General features: G+C 64.4%; 15 protein-coding genes. 11 read left to right on the plus strand and 4 right to left on the minus strand.

The features are described from left to right. Positions 1–35: 35 nt before the first annotated feature. The 10 genes from CFB50_RS08130 to CFB50_RS08175 all read left to right on the plus strand — a co-directional run bounded on the left by CFB50_RS08130 (position 36) and on the right by CFB50_RS08175 (position 11,554). Positions 36–1,364 (plus strand): type II and III secretion system protein family protein, encoded by a 1,329-nt coding sequence (locus CFB50_RS08130; RefSeq protein ID WP_089445495.1) that lies wholly within the window; start codon positions 36–38, stop codon positions 1,362–1,364. 60 nt (positions 1,365–1,424) lie between these two features. Continuing rightward, complete coding sequence (locus CFB50_RS08135) at positions 1,425–2,699, plus strand: fimbrial protein (RefSeq protein ID WP_089446065.1); 1,275 nt, start codon at positions 1,425–1,427, stop codon at positions 2,697–2,699. Between the two features lie 3 nt (positions 2,700–2,702). Continuing rightward, positions 2,703–4,058 (plus strand): CpaF family protein, encoded by a 1,356-nt coding sequence (locus CFB50_RS08140; protein ID WP_089445496.1) that lies wholly within the window; start codon positions 2,703–2,705, stop codon positions 4,056–4,058. Continuing rightward, on the plus strand, positions 4,051–5,052 hold the full coding sequence (locus tag CFB50_RS08145) for a type II secretion system F family protein (RefSeq protein WP_089445497.1): 1,002 nt from the start codon (positions 4,051–4,053) through the stop codon (positions 5,050–5,052). Before CFB50_RS08140 ends, CFB50_RS08145 begins: the two co-directional genes overlap by 8 nt. Positions 5,053–5,056: 4 nt before the next feature. After that, a complete protein-coding gene (locus tag CFB50_RS08150; RefSeq protein ID WP_089445498.1) occupies positions 5,057–6,052 on the plus strand; it encodes a type II secretion system F family protein in 996 nt (331 codons plus the stop codon). 17 nt (positions 6,053–6,069) lie between these two features. Next, positions 6,070–6,915, plus strand: a complete 846-nt coding sequence (locus tag CFB50_RS08155) for a tetratricopeptide repeat protein (RefSeq protein ID WP_089445499.1) — start codon at positions 6,070–6,072, stop codon at positions 6,913–6,915. A 20-nt stretch (positions 6,916–6,935) separates the two neighbouring features. Further along, positions 6,936–7,262, plus strand: a complete 327-nt coding sequence (locus CFB50_RS08160) for a DUF3613 domain-containing protein (protein WP_089445500.1) — start codon at positions 6,936–6,938, stop codon at positions 7,260–7,262. Positions 7,263–7,273: 11 nt separating this feature from the next. Next, positions 7,274–9,298: a pilus assembly protein TadG-related protein gene (locus CFB50_RS08165; protein ID WP_256978783.1), complete on the plus strand. Its 2,025-nt coding sequence runs from the start codon at positions 7,274–7,276 to the stop codon at positions 9,296–9,298. Positions 9,299–9,406: 108 nt separating this feature from the next. Further along, the gene (locus CFB50_RS08170; protein ID WP_089445502.1) at positions 9,407–10,798 is read left to right on the plus strand and encodes a sigma 54-interacting transcriptional regulator; all 1,392 of its coding nucleotides are present in this window, start codon (positions 9,407–9,409) and stop codon (positions 10,796–10,798) included. Positions 10,799–10,852: 54 nt separating this feature from the next. Further along, a complete protein-coding gene (locus tag CFB50_RS08175; protein ID WP_089445503.1) occupies positions 10,853–11,554 on the plus strand; it encodes a DUF2968 domain-containing protein in 702 nt (233 codons plus the stop codon). Between the two features lie 76 nt (positions 11,555–11,630). On the opposite strand, the gene hfq is transcribed toward CFB50_RS08175, so the two are convergent. Continuing rightward, positions 11,631–12,209: an RNA chaperone Hfq gene (gene hfq, locus CFB50_RS08180; protein ID WP_069247846.1), complete on the minus strand. Its 579-nt coding sequence runs from the start codon at positions 12,207–12,209 to the stop codon at positions 11,631–11,633. A gap of 296 nt (positions 12,210–12,505) precedes the next feature. Between hfq and CFB50_RS08185 the strand changes: the two genes are divergently transcribed. Then, on the plus strand, positions 12,506–12,790 hold the full coding sequence (locus CFB50_RS08185; RefSeq protein ID WP_069247847.1) for a hypothetical protein: 285 nt from the start codon (positions 12,506–12,508) through the stop codon (positions 12,788–12,790). A gap of 27 nt (positions 12,791–12,817) precedes the next feature. Here the strand turns inward: CFB50_RS08185 and CFB50_RS08190 are convergent, their stop codons facing one another. The 3 genes from CFB50_RS08190 to CFB50_RS08200 all read right to left on the minus strand — a co-directional run bounded on the left by CFB50_RS08190 (position 12,818) and on the right by CFB50_RS08200 (position 16,497). Then, positions 12,818–13,735 (minus strand): DUF1571 domain-containing protein, encoded by a 918-nt coding sequence (locus tag CFB50_RS08190; RefSeq protein WP_089445504.1) that lies wholly within the window; start codon positions 13,733–13,735, stop codon positions 12,818–12,820. Between the two features lie 29 nt (positions 13,736–13,764). Then, positions 13,765–15,519 (minus strand): AMP-binding protein, encoded by a 1,755-nt coding sequence (locus CFB50_RS08195; RefSeq protein ID WP_089445505.1) that lies wholly within the window; start codon positions 15,517–15,519, stop codon positions 13,765–13,767. Between the two features lie 156 nt (positions 15,520–15,675). Further along, positions 15,676–16,497 carry a TetR/AcrR family transcriptional regulator gene (locus CFB50_RS08200; protein WP_089445506.1) on the minus strand — a complete coding sequence of 274 codons (822 nt, stop codon included), beginning with the start codon at positions 16,495–16,497 and terminating at the stop codon, positions 15,676–15,678. Positions 16,498–16,651: the final 154 nt, after the last annotated feature.

Raw genomic sequence — 16,651 nt, forward strand, 5'->3', positions numbered from 1 at the left:
GACAAGTAAAGGGCCGCGTGACGGTCGACCAAACAATGAAAAACACACTGATTGGATTCGCGATTGCTATCTGCACCATGACTTTGGCGTCGTTTGCGAGCGCGAACGGCACGATCGAGCTGGCGGTCGGCGCGCAGCGGCAGCTTTCGGCGGGCCGCGCGCTGCAGCGTGTCGCGGTTGGCGATCCGACAATCGCCGACGTACTGATCATGAAGGGCAGCCGCTCCGGTTCCGTGCTGCTGACGGCGAAGGCACCCGGCGCGACGAATGTGATGCTGTGGGAGCGCGGTCACGACGAACCGACGGTCTGGAGCGTCGAGGTTGTCGACGCGGCGGCGCAAGCGGTGCTCGACGGCTCCACGCCGCGCGTGAATGCATACGGTGGCACTGCCGTGCTGCAGGGTTCGTCGGCGTCGCTCGATGCGCATGCGCGCGCGGCCGCAGTCGGCAAGAACATGAGCGGGAAGGGCGCCGTGATCGATCGCTCGACGATCGCGGGCAAGAGCGTCGTGCAGGTCGACGTGCGGGTCGTTGAATTCAGCCGCTCGGTCCTCAAGCAGGTTGGGTTCAATTTCTTCAAGCAGAGCAACGGCTTTTCGTTCGGATCGTTTTCGCCCGGCGGTGTGCAATCGTATAACGGTGGGTCCCCTGGCGCGGCGGGGTACATTCCGACGCTCGGCTCGCCTGTCTCGTCCGCGTTCAACCTGGTCGTGAACGCTGCGGGCCGCGGGATCTTCGCCGACCTCTCGCTGCTCGAGGCGAACAATCTCGCCCGCGTGCTTGCGGAGCCGACGCTCGTTGCGTTGTCCGGCCAGAGCGCGAGCTTCCTCGCCGGCGGCGAGATTCCGGTGCCGTCGCCGCAAGGGCTTGGCTCGACCGCGATCCAGTGGAAGCAGTACGGTGTCGGACTGTCGCTGACGCCCACGGTGCTGAGCCCGCAGCGGATCGCGTTGAAGGTTGCGCCCGAATCGAGCCAACTCGATTACGTGAACAGCGTGACGATCAGCGGTGTTGCGGTGCCGGGAATCACGACGCGTCGTGCCGACACGACGGTCGAGCTCGGCGACGGCGAGAGTTTCGTGATTGGCGGCCTGATCGATCGCCAGACCATGTCGAACGTCAACAAGGTGCCGCTGCTCGGTGATTTGCCGATCATCGGTACGTTCTTCAAGAATCTGAACTATCAGCAGAACGACAAGGAATTGCTGTTCATCGTGACGCCGCATCTCGTCGCACCGATTGCGAAGGGCGCGGTATTGCCCGCGACACCTGGTGAACTGTCTGAGCAGCGGGACGGGCCGGTTTGGAAATCGTATTTGGGCGGAGCAGCATCGCCGGATGCAGCTCCGGGTTTTTCGAAATGAGTGCGATGCATCGCGAGTCGCGACGTATTGCCACGCCTTGCGTAATCCGGGTTGTTCAACATGAACGCGCGAATCCAATCATTGTGTGAACCCGCCGTGACAGACTATTTCGTTTGCGCATCGCAACAGGAGGCGCACGTCCGCTGGTTGGCCGATACGCTCGTATCGGCCGGTGCGGTCGAGCCTGCGTCACTTGAGCCGGGCGTGCTCGCGCAGCGCATTACGGGTCTCAACCCGGCTCTCGTATTCATCGATTTTTCCGGTGGCAGCACGGCGGCGAGCGTGGCGGCCGCAGCGGTACGTGCATCCCATCCGGGCCTGCCGATCGTTGCGCTCGGCTCGCTCGCACAGCCGGAGAGCACGCTGGCGGCATTGCGTGCAGGCGTGCGCGATTTCATCGACGTGTCGGCGCCGTCAGAGGAGGCATTGCGCACGACTCGCGGACTGCTTGCGAACGTCGGCGAGCCGGCGAGCCGCCATGGCAAGGTCGTCGCATTGCTTGGCGCGCGCGCCGGCATGGGGGTGAGCACGCTCGCTGCGAATCTCGCCGTATGGCTGCAGAAGCGCGCGGTGAGTCCGGGAGGGAGCGGCGAGTCGAATGGCGGTACACCGGCCGGTCGCCAGACCGCGCTCGTCGACCTGGGGCTGCCGGCAGGCGATGGCGCGCTGTTCCTGAATACCCGCTGCGAATTCCATTTCATCGATGCAGTTCACAACCTGCGCCGCATCGACCGAACCTTCGTGAATACCGCACTGACCCGGCATGAGAGCGGTGTTGCATTGACGACGCTTCCTGTCGATCTCGGCGGGCTGCGCGATGTCTCGTATGCGTCGTGTGCCGGATTGCTGAACCGGTTTCGAGCCTTCTTCGATCAGCAGATCGTCGATCTCGGTGGTTTTTCGAATCGCGAGTTCGTTGCCCAGATGACGACGTCGGCCGATGAGGCGTGGCTCGTCTGTGATCAGGGCGTCGCGTCGATCGTGTCCGCAGCCGATTTGCTCACCGGGCTGCGCGACGCGGGTGTCGACACCGATCGCGTCCGGCTCGTCGTCAACCAGTACGATCCCGCGCTCGACCTGACGCCTGCACAGATTGCCGAGCGTCTCGGCCTGGCGCTGGTGGGTACGTTGCCGTCGCGACGCGTCGCGATCGGCCATGCGGCAAACCAGGGCCGGCTCATCGTCGACATGACGGAGCGCGACCCGTACGTTCGCGCGCTCGAGTCGCTTGCCGCGCGGCTGCCGGGCGTGTCGGTCAGATCGACCGCCACGCGACCGGCATCCGGCCTGTCTGCGCTGAAGCGCTTCATTCAACCCTCGTCCAAGCGGTCGTAAGCGATGGCACACGACATTCAATTCGCCGACGGCGCAGCGCCGTTCTCCCAGACGCAGCAATTCCACGATATCAAGAATGCCGCGCATGAACATCTGCTGACGCGCATCGAAGAACTGGGCGCCGAATTCGGCCGATGGTCCCGACAGGCGATCAACCAGTTCGTCGATCTCGAGATCGACAGCTTCGTGCGCTTGCGCCGCATTCCGCTCAACGAGAACGAGGTGCGTACGATCGCCGAGGCGCTGACCAAGGAGCTTGCGGGCTTCGGGCCGATCGAGGACCTGCTCGCGGACCCGGCCGTCGAGGACATCCTGATCAACGGCTACAACGACGTGTACGTGTCGCGTCACGGGATCCTCGCGAGGCTGCCGGTGCGCTTTACCGACAACGCGCACCTGCTGCGGATCGTGCGCCGGATTCTCGCGCCGATCGGTCGTCGGCTCGACGAGTCTAACCCGATGGTCGACGCGCGGCTGCCCGACGGTGGCCGCGTGAATGTCGTGATCGAGCCGCTGTCGATCGACGGCCCGGTCGTATCGATCCGGAAATTCCGCAAGGATCCACTGAAGCCGTCCGATCTGCTCGGCAACGGCACGTTCAACGAAGAGATCAACACGCTGCTCCAGGCAGCGGTCGAGGCACGCTGCAACATTCTCGTGTCGGGCGGCACGAGTTCCGGCAAGACGTCGTTGCTCAACGCGCTCGCGTTCCACATTCCGGAGATCGAGCGTGTCGTGACGATCGAGGATACGGCGGAACTGTCGCTGAACCACCCGCACGTCGTGCGGCTCGAAAGCCGTCCGGGCGGGTTCGACGGCACCGGCGTCGTGTCGATTCGCGACCTGTTGCGCAATACACTGCGGATGCGCCCTGACCGGATCATCGTCGGCGAAGTGCGCGGCGGCGAAGTGCTGGAAATGCTGCAGGCGATGAATACCGGTCACGACGGCTCGATGGGCACCGTGCATGCGAGTTCGCCGCGTGAGTGTCTGTACCGTCTCGAGATGCTTGCCGGCTTTGCTGGCTTCCAGGGCACCGAATCGAGCCTGCGCCGGCAAATCGCGAACGCGATCGACTTCATCGTGCAGATCGGGCGTCTGTCGAACGGGCGGCGGCGGATCCTGTCGATCACCGAAGTGACCGGATTGTCCGACAACATCATCGCGACGCAGGAGCTTTATCGCTATGAAGCGCGCGTGACGCCGGAGGGCGAGGAAGTCGACAACTGGGAAACGCTGGGCATTCATCCGCATTCGCCGAAGCTCGCACGATTCCGTCAGACGCTGACGAGCGGCGGGTTTGGCGGTGGCTTCGGTGGTGGCGGGTTCGGCCGCGGCGGCGGGGGCTTCAATGTATAGCGCGATGGCGTGGGTGCTGGCTTTCGCGATGCTGTGCGTCGCGGCGGCGGTGATGCTGTGGCGTCACGCGGAGAACCGGCGCGTACGGACCGACGCGAAACGCTTTATCGACAGCCGGCTCGAACCGGGCGCACGTGCCGGGGTTGCCGCACGGGCAGCCCGACCGTCGACGGCAGGTGCCGAGCGTGCGATGTCGCCGCAACCTGGCGCTGCACGGAGCGCATCGTCTGATACGTTCTGGAAGCATCAGTATGCGGTCGCATCCGAATATCTGACGAACCTTGTGAGTCGCGCGGGGATCGAGGATGCGCGCGGCAAGGCGCTGGTCGCGCTTGCCGTGTTGGTTGCGATCGCGGCGTTCGCGGGCAACCGTGGTGGCGCGCTCGCGTGCTTCGCCGCGCTCGCGTGCGGCTGCTCGATTTTCGGCGTCTGGCTCGCGTCGCGAATTCAGCGGCGCAGGCTGAAGATCGTCCGGCAGATCCCGTCGTTCCTCGACGGCATCGTGCGTCTCGTGACCCTTGGCAATAGCGTGCCGGCGGCATTCCAGTCCGCGCTGCTGACGACTGAGGAGCCGCTTCGCGGCTGTCTCGATCACGTGTCGAGGATGTTGCGAGGCGGTGTCGAAATCGATCGCGCAATGGTGCACATCGCGAAAATCTACCGGACCGAGGAGTTCGAACTCGTCGGTTCCGTGTTGCGACTGTCGGTCAAGTACGGCGGCCGCGCGGACGTGATGCTCGAGCGCATGGCCGTATTCATGCGCGATCTCGAACAGGCGGAGCGCGAGTTGACGGCGATGTCGGCAGAAACGAGGTTGTCGGCGTTCGTGCTCGTGATGTTGCCGATCGGGATCGGCAGCTTTATCGTCGTGACCAATCCGAAGTATCTGCACGGGATGTGGAATGATCCGAGCGGTCGGACGCTCCTGATGTTCGCGTTCCTGTTGCAATTGGCCGGCAGTCTCTGGCTGTATCGAATGGCTCGGCTCAGGTGATGTTATGACAGCGACTCAGATCGGAGCGATTGCCCTGGGGAGCGGCGCACTCGGCGTGCTGCTGTTCGGCATGATCGCATTGTTGCGCGCGAGTGCCGCGACGCGCGCCGAGCGCGCGCTTGTCGATGCGCTCGACCGGCGCATGGCCACGCTCGAAGCAGCGAAAGCGCGGACCGCGCCGGACGGAGGCGAGGCGCCAGTCAAGCCCGCCGTCCGGCGGGGACAGCGCGTCGAACGAATTCTCGATCGCCTGTCGGCGGCGGGTGTGCGCTGGCTCGATACCGGGCTCGGCAAATACGCTGTCGCGGAAGAGGATCGCCGCTTGCTCGAGCAATGCGGGTACGTCGACACGCGCACGCGCGGGCTGTTCCTGAGCGCGCGGGTCGCATGCGGAATCGGGCTGCCGCTGCTGTTCGCGATTTTCGCGAGCGGGCATATGAAGGGCAGCACGTGGATGGTCGGCTTATTTGCCGCTTTCGGGCTCGGCTTCATGTTGCCGAAGCTATACGTGCAGCGCCGCGCGGCGGCGCGGCGTCAAAGCGTGATCGACGAACTGCCGTTGCTCGTCGACATGCTGCGTCTGCTGCAAGGCGTCGGGTTGTCGCTCGATCAGAGCCTGCAGGTCGTGACGAACGATTTTCGCGGAATGATGCCGGTACTGTCGTCGGAAATGGGGATCGCACAGCGCCAGTTCGCGGCAGGCCGGACGCGCGAGCAGTCGTTGCAGCGTCTGTCCGGCGGATTCGACAACGAGGATCTGCGCGCGATCGTGCGATTGATGGTCCAGGTCGACAAACATGGCGGTGCGGTGCAGGAGCCGCTCAAGCAGTTCGGCGACCGGCTGCGCGAGACGCGCCGTGCGATGTTGCGTGAACGGATTGGCCGATTGACCGTGAAGATGACTGGCGTGATGGTGTTGACGTTGCTGCCCGCCTTGCTGATCGTGACGGCCGGACCGGGTTTGCTGGCCGTGACGCACGCACTGTCGTCGCGCCATTGACGGTGGAAGGAAAGACGATGAAGCGGATCAGCGGGATGGCATCGCAAATGGGTGTGGCTGCGGCAGCAGTGCTGCTGCTCGGTGCGTGCGCAACCAAGGAAAACGGGTACGGCGTCAGCTCGCAGACCGAGCGTGCGGCGCTGATGCAGGCGGCCGATCAGAAGCAGTCCATGCCGGATACGCCCGGGATGTACCTCGGTCTGATCCAGCGGATGCAGGGACAGGGGCTCTACTTTGCATCGCTCGCGCATATCGATGCGTACGACAAGACCTATGGCGCGATTCCGGAGTCGATCCTGTTGCGCGCGGACGCACTGCGGATGACCGACCAGCCGGCCGCAAGCGCGGCCGTCTATACGCAACTGCTGAAAACGCCGCTTGCCGCGCGAGGTTATCGCGGGCTCGGGTTGATCGCCGGCGCGGCAGGCGATTTCGATCGTGCGGCGCAGGTGCTCGCGCAGGCGTCGGATCTTGCGCCGACCGATGCGTCGCTGCTGTCCGATCTCGCATATGCGAAGTTGCGCAGCGGCGACGTCGTCGGTGCGCGGGTGCCGTTGATGAAGGCGGCCGAACTGGATCAGCGCAATCCCAAGATCGTCAGCAATCTTGCGCTTTACCTGATCGCGGCGGGGCGTACACAGGATGCTCAGCGGTTGATGAATCAGCAACATCTACCGGCGGATATCCGCAAGGACATCGCCGGCGACGCGGCGAAGATCGTCGCGGCGGCACGGGCGCAGCAGCGTGCGGTCGCGACACCATCGGTGGTGTCGCGTCGCGCTGCCGCAACGCCGATTACACCGATGGCGAACAATTTCGGCTATGACCAGACCGTGCCACTGTTGCAGCGCTTTGCACAATGAACAGACATCGGGGGAACGACATGAACAATAAACATCATCGAAACGTGCGCGTGGGCCGGATCGCAGCACTCGGTGCGATCGTGTGGATCGTGGTCGGCTCGGCTGTCGCCTATGCACAGGATGCAGGTGCGCCGCGCGCGTCCGAAGTTGAGCGCTCGGCGAAGGAATGGCTCGCCATGCAGCGCGGCAATCTTGCTGCGGCGCCGGCGCAACCGGTGCTCGGCGACGTTGCGTCGCTTGTCTATCAACGCTATCTCGACTCGTTCAAGAACAAAATTCCCGACACGATGAATTCGCAGCTCGGCTCTGCCAGCGGCATGTCGGGTGGCGGGCAAGCTGCGCAGTAGGCGAGACGGCGATGCGCACGACTCAATCACACGCGGTTCGGCGGTGCCGGGCCAACTGCTTGCGCAAACATCACCAGCGCGGCGGTGCCGGGATCATGGCGACGATCTTCCTGGCGATAGCGGTCATTGTGCTGGGTGCGACGGATATCGGACGCTACTATGCCGAACGACGCCATATGCAGTCGGCCGCCGATTTGGCCGCGCTTTCTGGTGTTACGCAGGTCGCCAGCGACGCCACTTGCACGGCAGCAACGACCGCGGTCAATCAAGTCACGAACGTGCCGGCAAGCCTGCTGTCGGGAAAGGCCACTGCAGCCGTGACGTGCGGGATCTGGAGCCCGCCGGCAACCAGCGGCGCCAGCGCACAATTTACGCGTACCTCGGGAGCCCCGCTGCCCGCCAATAACCAATGCGCCGGCTTGTCAGGCGGAGCGGTCGGCGCGGGGCAATCGGTCAACGCGGTGTGCGTGACCGTTTCGGAGCCGGTGAGCGGGATCTTTATCAACGGCGTCACGATCAGTGCGTCGGCTATCGCCAAGAGCGTGCCGACCGACAGCTTCACGCTGACCACGTCGCTGGCTGCGTTGAACGGCGGGTTGGCCAACAAGTTGCTGCAAGTGCTGACGGGGTCTCCGAATGCGCTGAGTCTGAAGGTCCTCGACTACCAGGGTCTGGCGCAAGTCAACGTGAAACTGGCCGGTATTCTCGCCAATCTGCCAGTCGGCACGACCACGGGCGTATTGAACGGTACCGTGACGCTCGGCCAACTGGCCACTGCCGTATTGCAGGCAGCGACACAGCAAAACGTGGCCGCGGCGAATTTGACGGTGCTGAATGCGCTGAACATCGCCCTTTGTTCGACCGGTGTCTGCACCGGGCCGCAGATCGCGCTCGGCCAATTGGTTTCCGCTGCAACCGCGACCGGAACCTCCGCAGTTGACGCTAGCGTCAATGCCCTCGGATTGCTGTCGACCGCATTGCAGATCGCGAATGGCACGAATTCGGTCGCCATTCCGAGCGTCACGGTCCAGACGCCTACGTTGCTCGCGCCGTTACTGAACGTGACCGTGTCGGGTTCCGTCAAGCTGGGGGCCAATCCGCCGTCCACCGCGAGTGGTCCGCCCGGGCCGTCGAACTGTGGAACGGACAATTGCACGACCAATACGTCGACCGCGCAAGGGAACATTTTCCTCAATACGTCGATATCGCTGCTGTCGAGCTGTCCTACCGGCGGATTGGTCTATCCGGGCGGCAGTTGCCCTTCGGGTAGTCCGACGCCGCTTGCTGCCGTTCAATTGCCGATCACCGCCTCCGTGGCGCCGGCCAAGGCCGGCCTCGCGTCCGTCACCTGTTCCGCGGACGGTACGAAGAGCGCGACTGTGAACGTGCAGACCGGAGTGGCTGCCGTGTATATCGGCGGTTCATCGACTACGCTGCTCAATCTCAACGCACCGTCTGGATATACGCCCGACAGCGGAGCAACCCCGATTCCGCTGGTGACCGTCAGCCTGCAGAGTCTGCTCGACCTGCTCGGCCTTGGTTCCGTGACGGATTTGCTCACTGCTCTGACGTTGGGGCTCATCAACCTGAATCAGATTTCGGTCAACATCGCCATACAGCCAGGACAGGTGACGATTCCTGTTGCCAATCAGAATTGGGCGCCGCTGACGTTTACGTATCCTGGACCTGGGTCGTCCGCGCTGCCGAGTCCTGGGTCGCCGTACATGCTTAGTACGACAACGGGTCAGTTTCTGGCGCCTGCTGTCAAGGGAATAGCCAATAGTGGACTATCGTTCACGTTGTCGGCGCAAGGTGGCCTTGCAAAGGTGCTGGCCGGCATCTTGAATCCGGTGTTGAATATTCTGACCGTGCCGCTCCTGAGCGCACTCGGAAGTACGCTCGTTCCGCTGCTCCTGCAACCGGTCGACTCTCTCCTGAACTCGGTCACGGGCCTGCTCGGTCTGAGCCTCGGGAACGCCTATGTCACGAACACACCGGACTCGATCAAATGCGGCAACCCCATGCTGGTTCAATAAATGCCTGAACGTTCAGTCATCAACGCGGGCAGCGTCGCTGCTGCCTGCAACTGCGCACTGATCTGCAATGCAAAGCAACTCGTCAATCACTGAAGCCGCACCCGAAACATGAGAACCACGCCAGCAATCGAAGAGCTCGACCTGTACGTCTGGGAAGGCAAGGCGGACATTGTCGACCGCGTCGCCCGGTGCATGGCGAGCTTCGACGTCGAAGTGATCCGCGCCGACAACGCGACGGTCTCGCCCGAGCGCGCCGCGATGCGGCGGTCGCTGGCGATCATCAGCGTGACGATGATCGAAGGCGGCGCGGCATTCCTGCGCGACTGGCAGGCCAATATCGGCATGCCGGTCGTCTGGGTCGGCGCGGCGCGCGATCACGACGCGTCGCAGTATCCGCCCGAGTATTCGCACATCCTGCCGCTCGACTTCACGTGCGCGGAACTGCGCGGCATGATCGGCAAGCTCGTCACGCAACTGCGCGCGCACGCAGCCGAAACGTCGCATCCGGCCGAACTCGTCGCGCACTCGGAATCGATGCAGGCTCTGCTGCACGAAGTCGATACGTTCGCCGATTGCGACACCAACGTGTTGCTGCACGGCGAAACCGGCGTCGGCAAGGAGCGCATCGCGCAGCTGCTGCACGAAAAACATTCGCGCTACCGGCATGGCGAATTCGTACCCGTGAACTGCGGCGCGATTCCCGACGGTCTGTTCGAATCGCTGTTCTTCGGTCATGCGAAGGGATCGTTCACGGGCGCGGTTGTTGCGCATAAAGGCTATTTCGAGCAGGCGGGCGGCGGCACGCTGTTCCTCGACGAAGTCGGCGATCTGCCGCTGTACCAGCAGGTCAAGCTGCTGCGCGTGCTCGAGGATGGCGCGGTGCTGCGCGTCGGCGCGACGACACCGGTCAAGGTCGATTTCCGTCTGGTCGCGGCGAGCAACAAGAAGCTGCCGCAGCTCGTGAAGGATGGGCTGTTCCGCGCCGATCTCTACTACCGGCTCGCGGTGATCGAGCTGAGCATTCCGTCGCTGGAAGAGCGCGGCGCCGTCGACAAGATCGCGCTGTTCAAGTCGTTCGTCGCACAGGTCGTCGGCGAGGAGCGGCTCGCTCAGTTGTCCGACCTGCCGTACTGGCTGACGGATTCCGTCGCGGACAGCTATTTCCCCGGCAACGTGCGCGAACTGCGCAACCTCGCCGAGCGTGTCGGCGTGACGGTGCGGCAGACGGGCGGGTGGGATGCCGCGCGACTGCAGCGGCTGATCGCGCACGCGCGCAGTTCGGCCCAGCCGGTACCGGTGGAGAGTGCGGCTGAGGTCTTCGTCGATCGCAGCAAGTGGGACATGAACGAGCGCAACCGAGTCATTGCTGCACTCGACGCAAACGGTTGGCGGCGTCAGGATACGGCGCAGCAGCTCGGCATCAGCCGCAAGGTACTGTGGGAAAAAATGCGCAAATACCAGATCTTCGACGAGGAGCCCGAGACCCGCGAAAGTGAGTAATTAATGAGATAAAATCGCGCTGAATTACAACGACTCGGGCGGGAATAGAACTTCATGAGCCATATGACGGGGTTGGGAAGGGCGTGCGTATTGTTCGCCCTGGCGGGAGGCATGCAGGGCGCATATGCGCAAAGTCTGGCGGACAGCGGTTCGCCGGTCGTACAGCAGGCATCGGCGCCGGTGGCGGCGATTCCGGTGATCGATTCGCAGACGTCGCTGCAGCCGCAGGCCGGCGAGTCCACGGGGCCGAGCACGGTCGACGACTTGCAGCGCCAGATCCAGGCGCACTCGCTGACGGAAATGCGCACGAGCTACAACGGCAGCTACGGCGCGAGCCTGCTGTTCAACGTGAAGGACGGTGCGTACTTCGTCGCGCTGTTCCAGCAGAAGGCTTTCTGGCGTGTCATCAAGACTTACGACGAAACGCGTGCGGAAGCGATTTATCGCGATTTCTCGCGCCAGGCGGAGCGGCTGGCCGTGAACGAACTGCGGGCGGCGAAGCTGGAATCGCAGAAGGCGCAAATGGACAAGCAGATCGAGGTCACGCAGGATCGCGCGCGGCGTCTGCAGGCCGATATCTCGATCGCGCGCCAGCAGCAGGCGGCGGTCGCGGATCGCCAGAAGAGCGTACGCAACGAGACGGCCACATTGCAGGCGCAGCAGGCCGAGCTTCAGTCGCAACTGCGTGCGTTGCAGCAGCAGGTGCGTTCGTTGCAGCGTGAGGCCGATGCGGGCCTGCCGACGACGGCACGCTGAACCCGGCGGCGGTGCGGCGACATGCCGCGCGGCAGCACAAGTAAAAAGGGCAAGCCGGTTGGCTTGCCCTTTTGCTTTACTGGCCGTCCGGCACGATTCGCCGGCGGCGCGTCACGATGACCGGCCCGCTGCCGCCGCGGGAATCCGACGACGAGGCGTTGCCGGATGCGTCGCCGGTGTCGCGCGGTGCGCCGTAGCTTTCGCGCGGTTCACGGGGTTCGCGCGGGGCACCGTAGCCTTCGCGCGGCTCACGCGAGCCGTAACCCTCGCGCGGTTCGCGCGAGCCATAGCCTTCACGCGGTTCGCGGGAGCCGTAGCCGCCGTCGCCGCGCGATTCACGCGGGCCGCCGTGCGAGCCGTACGGGCTGTGACCGCCGCCTTCGCGGCCGCCGGGGCGCCCGCCGGTGCGCGGCCCGCGGGGGCCGCTGCCGCCCGGGCGCGAGCCGCCCGTGTCGAGCTGGATCGTGGAAATCGCGCGCTTGTAGATGCCTTGCAGACCCACGGGGGTGCGCAGCATCACCAGGTACTGGTCGAACGACTCGATACACCCCGTCAGACGAATGCCGTTGACGAGATAGATTTCAACGCGCTTACGTTCCTTGCGCGCCGAATTGATGAAGTCGTTTTGCGGATGGGATTCTGCGGGATTGGCCATTGAGGTGCGGCAGGAGCCTGCGTCAGAGAATATGTTGTGCGTGTGTGTGGCGTGTTCGTCCACAAGCCGTTTCGCGGAATTCTACCCTGTTCGATCGGGGAGCGCGAAGTCGTGATTGTGTCGAACCGTAACCCACTATAGACGTTCCAGCGCATTTTCGCGATTCGGCCGAACGGCAAATGCCATTTCGTTACGCCGCGTTACGACTCTCGCAATGGCGTATCACCTTGGCTCGCGCGCGACGCTTATATTGCTTCGCGCGAGCCGGGCGGGCCGGTATATCAGGGATTCAGAACATGAACAAGAGGCAATGGGCAGGGTGGGTCGGGAGCGTGGCGTTGCTGGCCTCCGGCAGTGCGATGGCGGGGCATGTCGACCTGTCGGTCGGCATCGGCGTACCGGTCGCGCCGGTCTATGTCGAGCCGGCACCGGTCTATGTGGCGCCGCAGCCGGCCGTCGTCGCCTATCCGGGCTATGGATACGGCTACGACGGCGATGATGACGACGATCGCTATCGCAAGTGGCGCAAGCACTATTACAAGCATTGGCATCGGCACCACGGCGACGACGATGACGACTGAGCCCGGGATCCACCCCGCCGGCGCGCGTCAGAACGCGTAGTCGGGGTTTTTCGGGTCGAATGCGGTGTCGTCGAGCGTCGCCGGCGCGATTTTCTCGATGACGATCCGCTCGAAGGCCCTGCCGTCGTTGTCATACGACTCGACGGTCCGGAAATAGGGCGCGTGCAGGTCGAGCCCGAGGACTTCTTTCTTCGCGTAGAACTGCGGCCGGCCGGTCGGTGTTTCGTAGGTGAGCGTAACGACACGCACGCCGTTGATCGTTCTGGCTTCCACATCGGTCGGCCGCTGCACGCCGGCTTCCAGATATTTCTTCCCTTCGGTCAGGTACAGGTTCGTGATGAATTCGGTGCCGAGATCCTTCACCTGGTGATTCGACTGGGCGCGCGCGAGTGCGCCGTCGATGGCCGTCCACAGCGGAATCTTGCCGAGCAGGCCGCCGAGGTGGCCGTACATCTCGTCCTTGCGCTGCGTCGTGTCGTAGATGGTCTCCTGTCCGGCATGCGCGCCGCCCGGCAGCCATTTCGCATAGACGCGCAGCGGCTCGCGGGTGGTCTTCACGAGCATGCGGTCGGGCGTATCGGACCATTTTCCGCTGATGCGTTCCTGGCGCACCATCGTGAACTGGTAGGACGGATAGCCGTTGGGACCGTTACGGATATAGAGCGGCACGGCGAGCGGATCGAGTGCCTTGAAGAGCGCCGTGAGCGTCGCGTCATCGAGTTGCGCGAGCGTGCCGCGCTGCGCGGCCGTGCGCAGCCAGCGTGCCTGCTGCGCGACCGGCTCGCGTACGACTTTCGCGAGATCGGCCGGCAGGGCGATCTCCTGCGCCGCGCTCACGGCGCTGGCCGCTTCCTGCGCACGCAGGCCACTCTGGGCGAGCGACAGCATGCACGCGACTGCCACGGCGGCGGCATGCCGCGCGTGGCGCTTCTTTCCTTCGTTCATCGACGGCGTCTCCCGGGGCGATGGATCGTTCAGCCTTGCTTCGCGGCCTTGATTTTGGCGAGTTCCTCGTCGCGCAACGCACGGCGCAGGATCTTGCCGACGTTCGTCTGCGGCAGCGCGTCGCGGAACTCGACGAATTTCGGCATCTTGTAGCCGGTCAGGTTCTTGCGGCAGTGCGCGAGCACGTCGTCGACTGTCAGCGACGGGTCGCGGCGCACGACGAACACCTTGATCCGTTCACCTTGTACCTCGTCAGGAATGCCGATCGCCGCGGCCTCGCTGATGCCCGGATGCATCACCAGCACTTCCTCGATCTCGTTCGGATACACGTTGAAGCCCGACACGAGGATCATGTCCTTCTTGCGGTCGATCAGGCGGATGAAGCCGCGTTCGTCCATCACGCCGATGTCGCCGGTGCCGAGCCAGCCGTCGGCGTCGATCACCTTGGCCGTCTCGTCGGGGCGCTGCCAGTAGCCGCGCATCACCTGCGGGCCACGCACGCACAGCTCGCCCGGTTCGCCGACGGGCGCCCAGGTGCCGTCCTCGCGGCGAAAGCGCACGAGGGTGGACGGCGCGGGCAGGCCGATCGAACCGCTGAACGCGGCCATGTCGTTCAGGTCCACGGGGTTCATCGTGACGATCGGCGAGCACTCGGTCAGGCCGTAGCCTTCGACGACCGGCCGGCCCGTCACCTGCTGGAAGCGCTCGGCGACCGCGCGCTGCATCGCCATCCCGCCGGCCATCGCGAGCTTCAGCTTCGAGAAATCGCGCTTGCGGAATTCCTCGTTGTCGAGGAACGCGTTGTACAGCGTATTGATGCCGGTGATCCCGGTGAACGTCTCGTTGCGAATGATCTTCATCACCATCGTCATGTCGCGCGGGTTCGCGATCAGGATGTTGCGCCCGCCGAGCCCCATGAAGATGAAGGCGTTCACCGTCAGCGAATAGATGTGATACAGCGGCAACGGCGTGAGCACGGTTTCGACGTCGCCCGAGACCTGGTCGGCGATCCAGGCCTTCGCCTGCAGCAGGTTCGCGATCAGGTTGCCGTGCGTGAGCATCGCGCCTTTCGCGACGCCGGTCGTGCCGCCCGTGTATTGCAGGAACGCGAGGTCGTCGCGCGTGATCGGCACCGGCTGCGGCTTGCCGCGCGCACCGAGCGCGAGGGCGGAGCGCAACCGGATGGCCTGCGGCAGGTGGTAGGCCGGCACGAGCTTCTTCACGTGCTTCAGCACGAAATTGATCAGGCGTCCTTTCGCATTGAAGCCGTCGGCGAGCAGGTCGCCGAGCGCGGTGACGACGATGTTCTTCACCTGCGTTTCCGGCAGCGCGTCCTGCAGCGTGCGCGCGAAGTTCTCGAACACGACGATCGTTTGCGCGCCGCTGTCCTTCAGCTGGTGTGCGAGTTCGCGCACGGTGTAGAGCGGATTGACGTTGACGACGATCGCGCCGGCCTTCAGCGTGCCGAACAGCGCGACCGGATACTGGAACGTGTTCGGCAGCATGATCGCGACGCGGTCGCCGGGCTTGATGCCGATGCTTTGCAGGTACGACGCGAACGCGTCGACCTTCTGCGCGAGCGTGCGATAGGTCATCGATGCACCTGCGCTCACGTAGGCGACGCGCTCGGCGAAGCGGCTCGTGCATTCGTCGAAGAACTGCACGAGCGACGCGTATTGCGTGACGTCGATGTCGTGCGGGACGCCGGGCGGGTATGACGCGTACCAGATGCCGTCGGTGTTCGGCGGAACCTGGGCCGCTGCGGTTGCTGCGGAAGATGACATGACGAGTCTCCGGTCTTTGCTCTCGGCGAGGGTGGGCGCTTCGGCGCCGGCCCGTGCCCCGTGCCGCACGGTCGATCGATGGGGCGCCTCGACGCCCCGCACGACCGTGCGTTTCAATCAAATCGTGAACAGGACGCCGCGCGTGGCCTCGCGCGCTCAGTTCGTGGAATGCAGCGTCGCCGCATCGACGGGGCGCGCACCCGACTGCGGCAGCCCGAACGCTTCGCTGGCTCCCGCATCGTCGAGCACGGCCGCGAAGATCGACAGTTGCGCGCTGTCGGGCATCGGCGCTTTCAGCGCGGCGACGATCAGCGACGACAGTCGCGCGATCATCTGCACGTCGTTCATCGTGCGGCCTTGCGAGAACTCGTCGATCAGGCTTTCCGTTTCGGCGCCCGCGAGCGCGCCGGACAGCGCGCCGATCGCGAAGTGCAGCCGCCAGCCGAGCTCCGTGCGCGGCAGGTGCGGCAACGCGCGCTGGAACGCGTCGAAGAAGCGGCCGGCGACGCTCGCATAGTGCGCGGTCAGGAAGTTGCGCACGAACGGCGACGGATCGGTGTACGCACGGCCGATCAGGCGCAGGAAGCCGGGCCCGCCGCGTTCGGGATTGCGCGAGGCCTTCAGCGCGGGAATGAACATCGCGCCGAGCACGTGCTCGCAGGTGATGTGCGTGCCGAGTTGTGCATCGAAGCGGTCGAGGATGCCGAGGCGCTCCTGGTTGAGCTGGTCGAGCCGGCGCGACAGCATCGCGTGGATCAGCGCTTCCTTGCTGCCGAAGTGGTAGTTGACCGCGGCGAGGTTGACCGCCGCGCGCGAGGTGATCTGCCGCATCGACATCGCCTCGAAGCCATGCTCGATGAACAGGTCCTCGGCCGCATCGAGGATGCGCGCCTTCGTCCCGCCGGTCTGCCGCGTGCCGGATGACCGTGCCCCGGACGGCCGTCCCGCGGATGGCCGCCCCTCCTGACTTACTGCCATGTCCCGCCTCCCATGCCGGTCGCCCGGCCGCGAACTGGTGATTTGTTTGTCTGATTCAAACAGTCGTTTTTATTAAGATAAAAAATCGCGGACCGTGCGGGCAAGCGGGGAATCTGGACAAATTCCTCTAGTTCGATGTGCGAATGCGGAAAGT

It is taken from the genome of Burkholderia sp. AU33423 (genome assembly GCF_002223135.1).
In the GTDB taxonomy this organism is placed as follows: domain Bacteria; phylum Pseudomonadota; class Gammaproteobacteria; order Burkholderiales; family Burkholderiaceae; genus Burkholderia; species Burkholderia lata_D.

Bases quoted from the DNA above. Each gene is read 5' to 3' on its own strand.
- CFB50_RS08130 (WP_089445495.1), top strand. From the start codon at position 36: ATGAAAAACACACTGATTGGATTCGCGATTGCTATCTGCACCATGACT.
- CFB50_RS08135 (WP_089446065.1), top strand. From the start codon at position 1,425: ATGAACGCGCGAATCCAATCATTGTGTGAACCCGCCGTGACAGACTAT.
- CFB50_RS08140 (WP_089445496.1), top strand. From the start codon at position 2,703: ATGGCACACGACATTCAATTCGCCGACGGCGCAGCGCCGTTCTCCCAG.
- CFB50_RS08145 (WP_089445497.1), top strand. From the start codon at position 4,051: ATGTATAGCGCGATGGCGTGGGTGCTGGCTTTCGCGATGCTGTGCGTC.
- CFB50_RS08150 (WP_089445498.1), top strand. From the start codon at position 5,057: ATGACAGCGACTCAGATCGGAGCGATTGCCCTGGGGAGCGGCGCACTC.
- CFB50_RS08155 (WP_089445499.1), top strand. From the start codon at position 6,070: ATGAAGCGGATCAGCGGGATGGCATCGCAAATGGGTGTGGCTGCGGCA.
- CFB50_RS08160 (WP_089445500.1), top strand. From the start codon at position 6,936: ATGAACAATAAACATCATCGAAACGTGCGCGTGGGCCGGATCGCAGCA.
- CFB50_RS08165 (WP_256978783.1), top strand. From the start codon at position 7,274: ATGCGCACGACTCAATCACACGCGGTTCGGCGGTGCCGGGCCAACTGC.
- CFB50_RS08170 (WP_089445502.1), top strand. From the start codon at position 9,407: ATGAGAACCACGCCAGCAATCGAAGAGCTCGACCTGTACGTCTGGGAA.
- CFB50_RS08175 (WP_089445503.1), top strand. From the start codon at position 10,853: ATGAGCCATATGACGGGGTTGGGAAGGGCGTGCGTATTGTTCGCCCTG.
- hfq (WP_069247846.1), bottom strand. From the start codon at position 12,209: ATGGCCAATCCCGCAGAATCCCATCCGCAAAACGACTTCATCAATTCG.
- CFB50_RS08185 (WP_069247847.1), top strand. From the start codon at position 12,506: ATGAACAAGAGGCAATGGGCAGGGTGGGTCGGGAGCGTGGCGTTGCTG.
- CFB50_RS08190 (WP_089445504.1), bottom strand. From the start codon at position 13,735: ATGAACGAAGGAAAGAAGCGCCACGCGCGGCATGCCGCCGCCGTGGCA.
- CFB50_RS08195 (WP_089445505.1), bottom strand. From the start codon at position 15,519: ATGTCATCTTCCGCAGCAACCGCAGCGGCCCAGGTTCCGCCGAACACC.
- CFB50_RS08200 (WP_089445506.1), bottom strand. From the start codon at position 16,497: ATGGCAGTAAGTCAGGAGGGGCGGCCATCCGCGGGACGGCCGTCCGGG.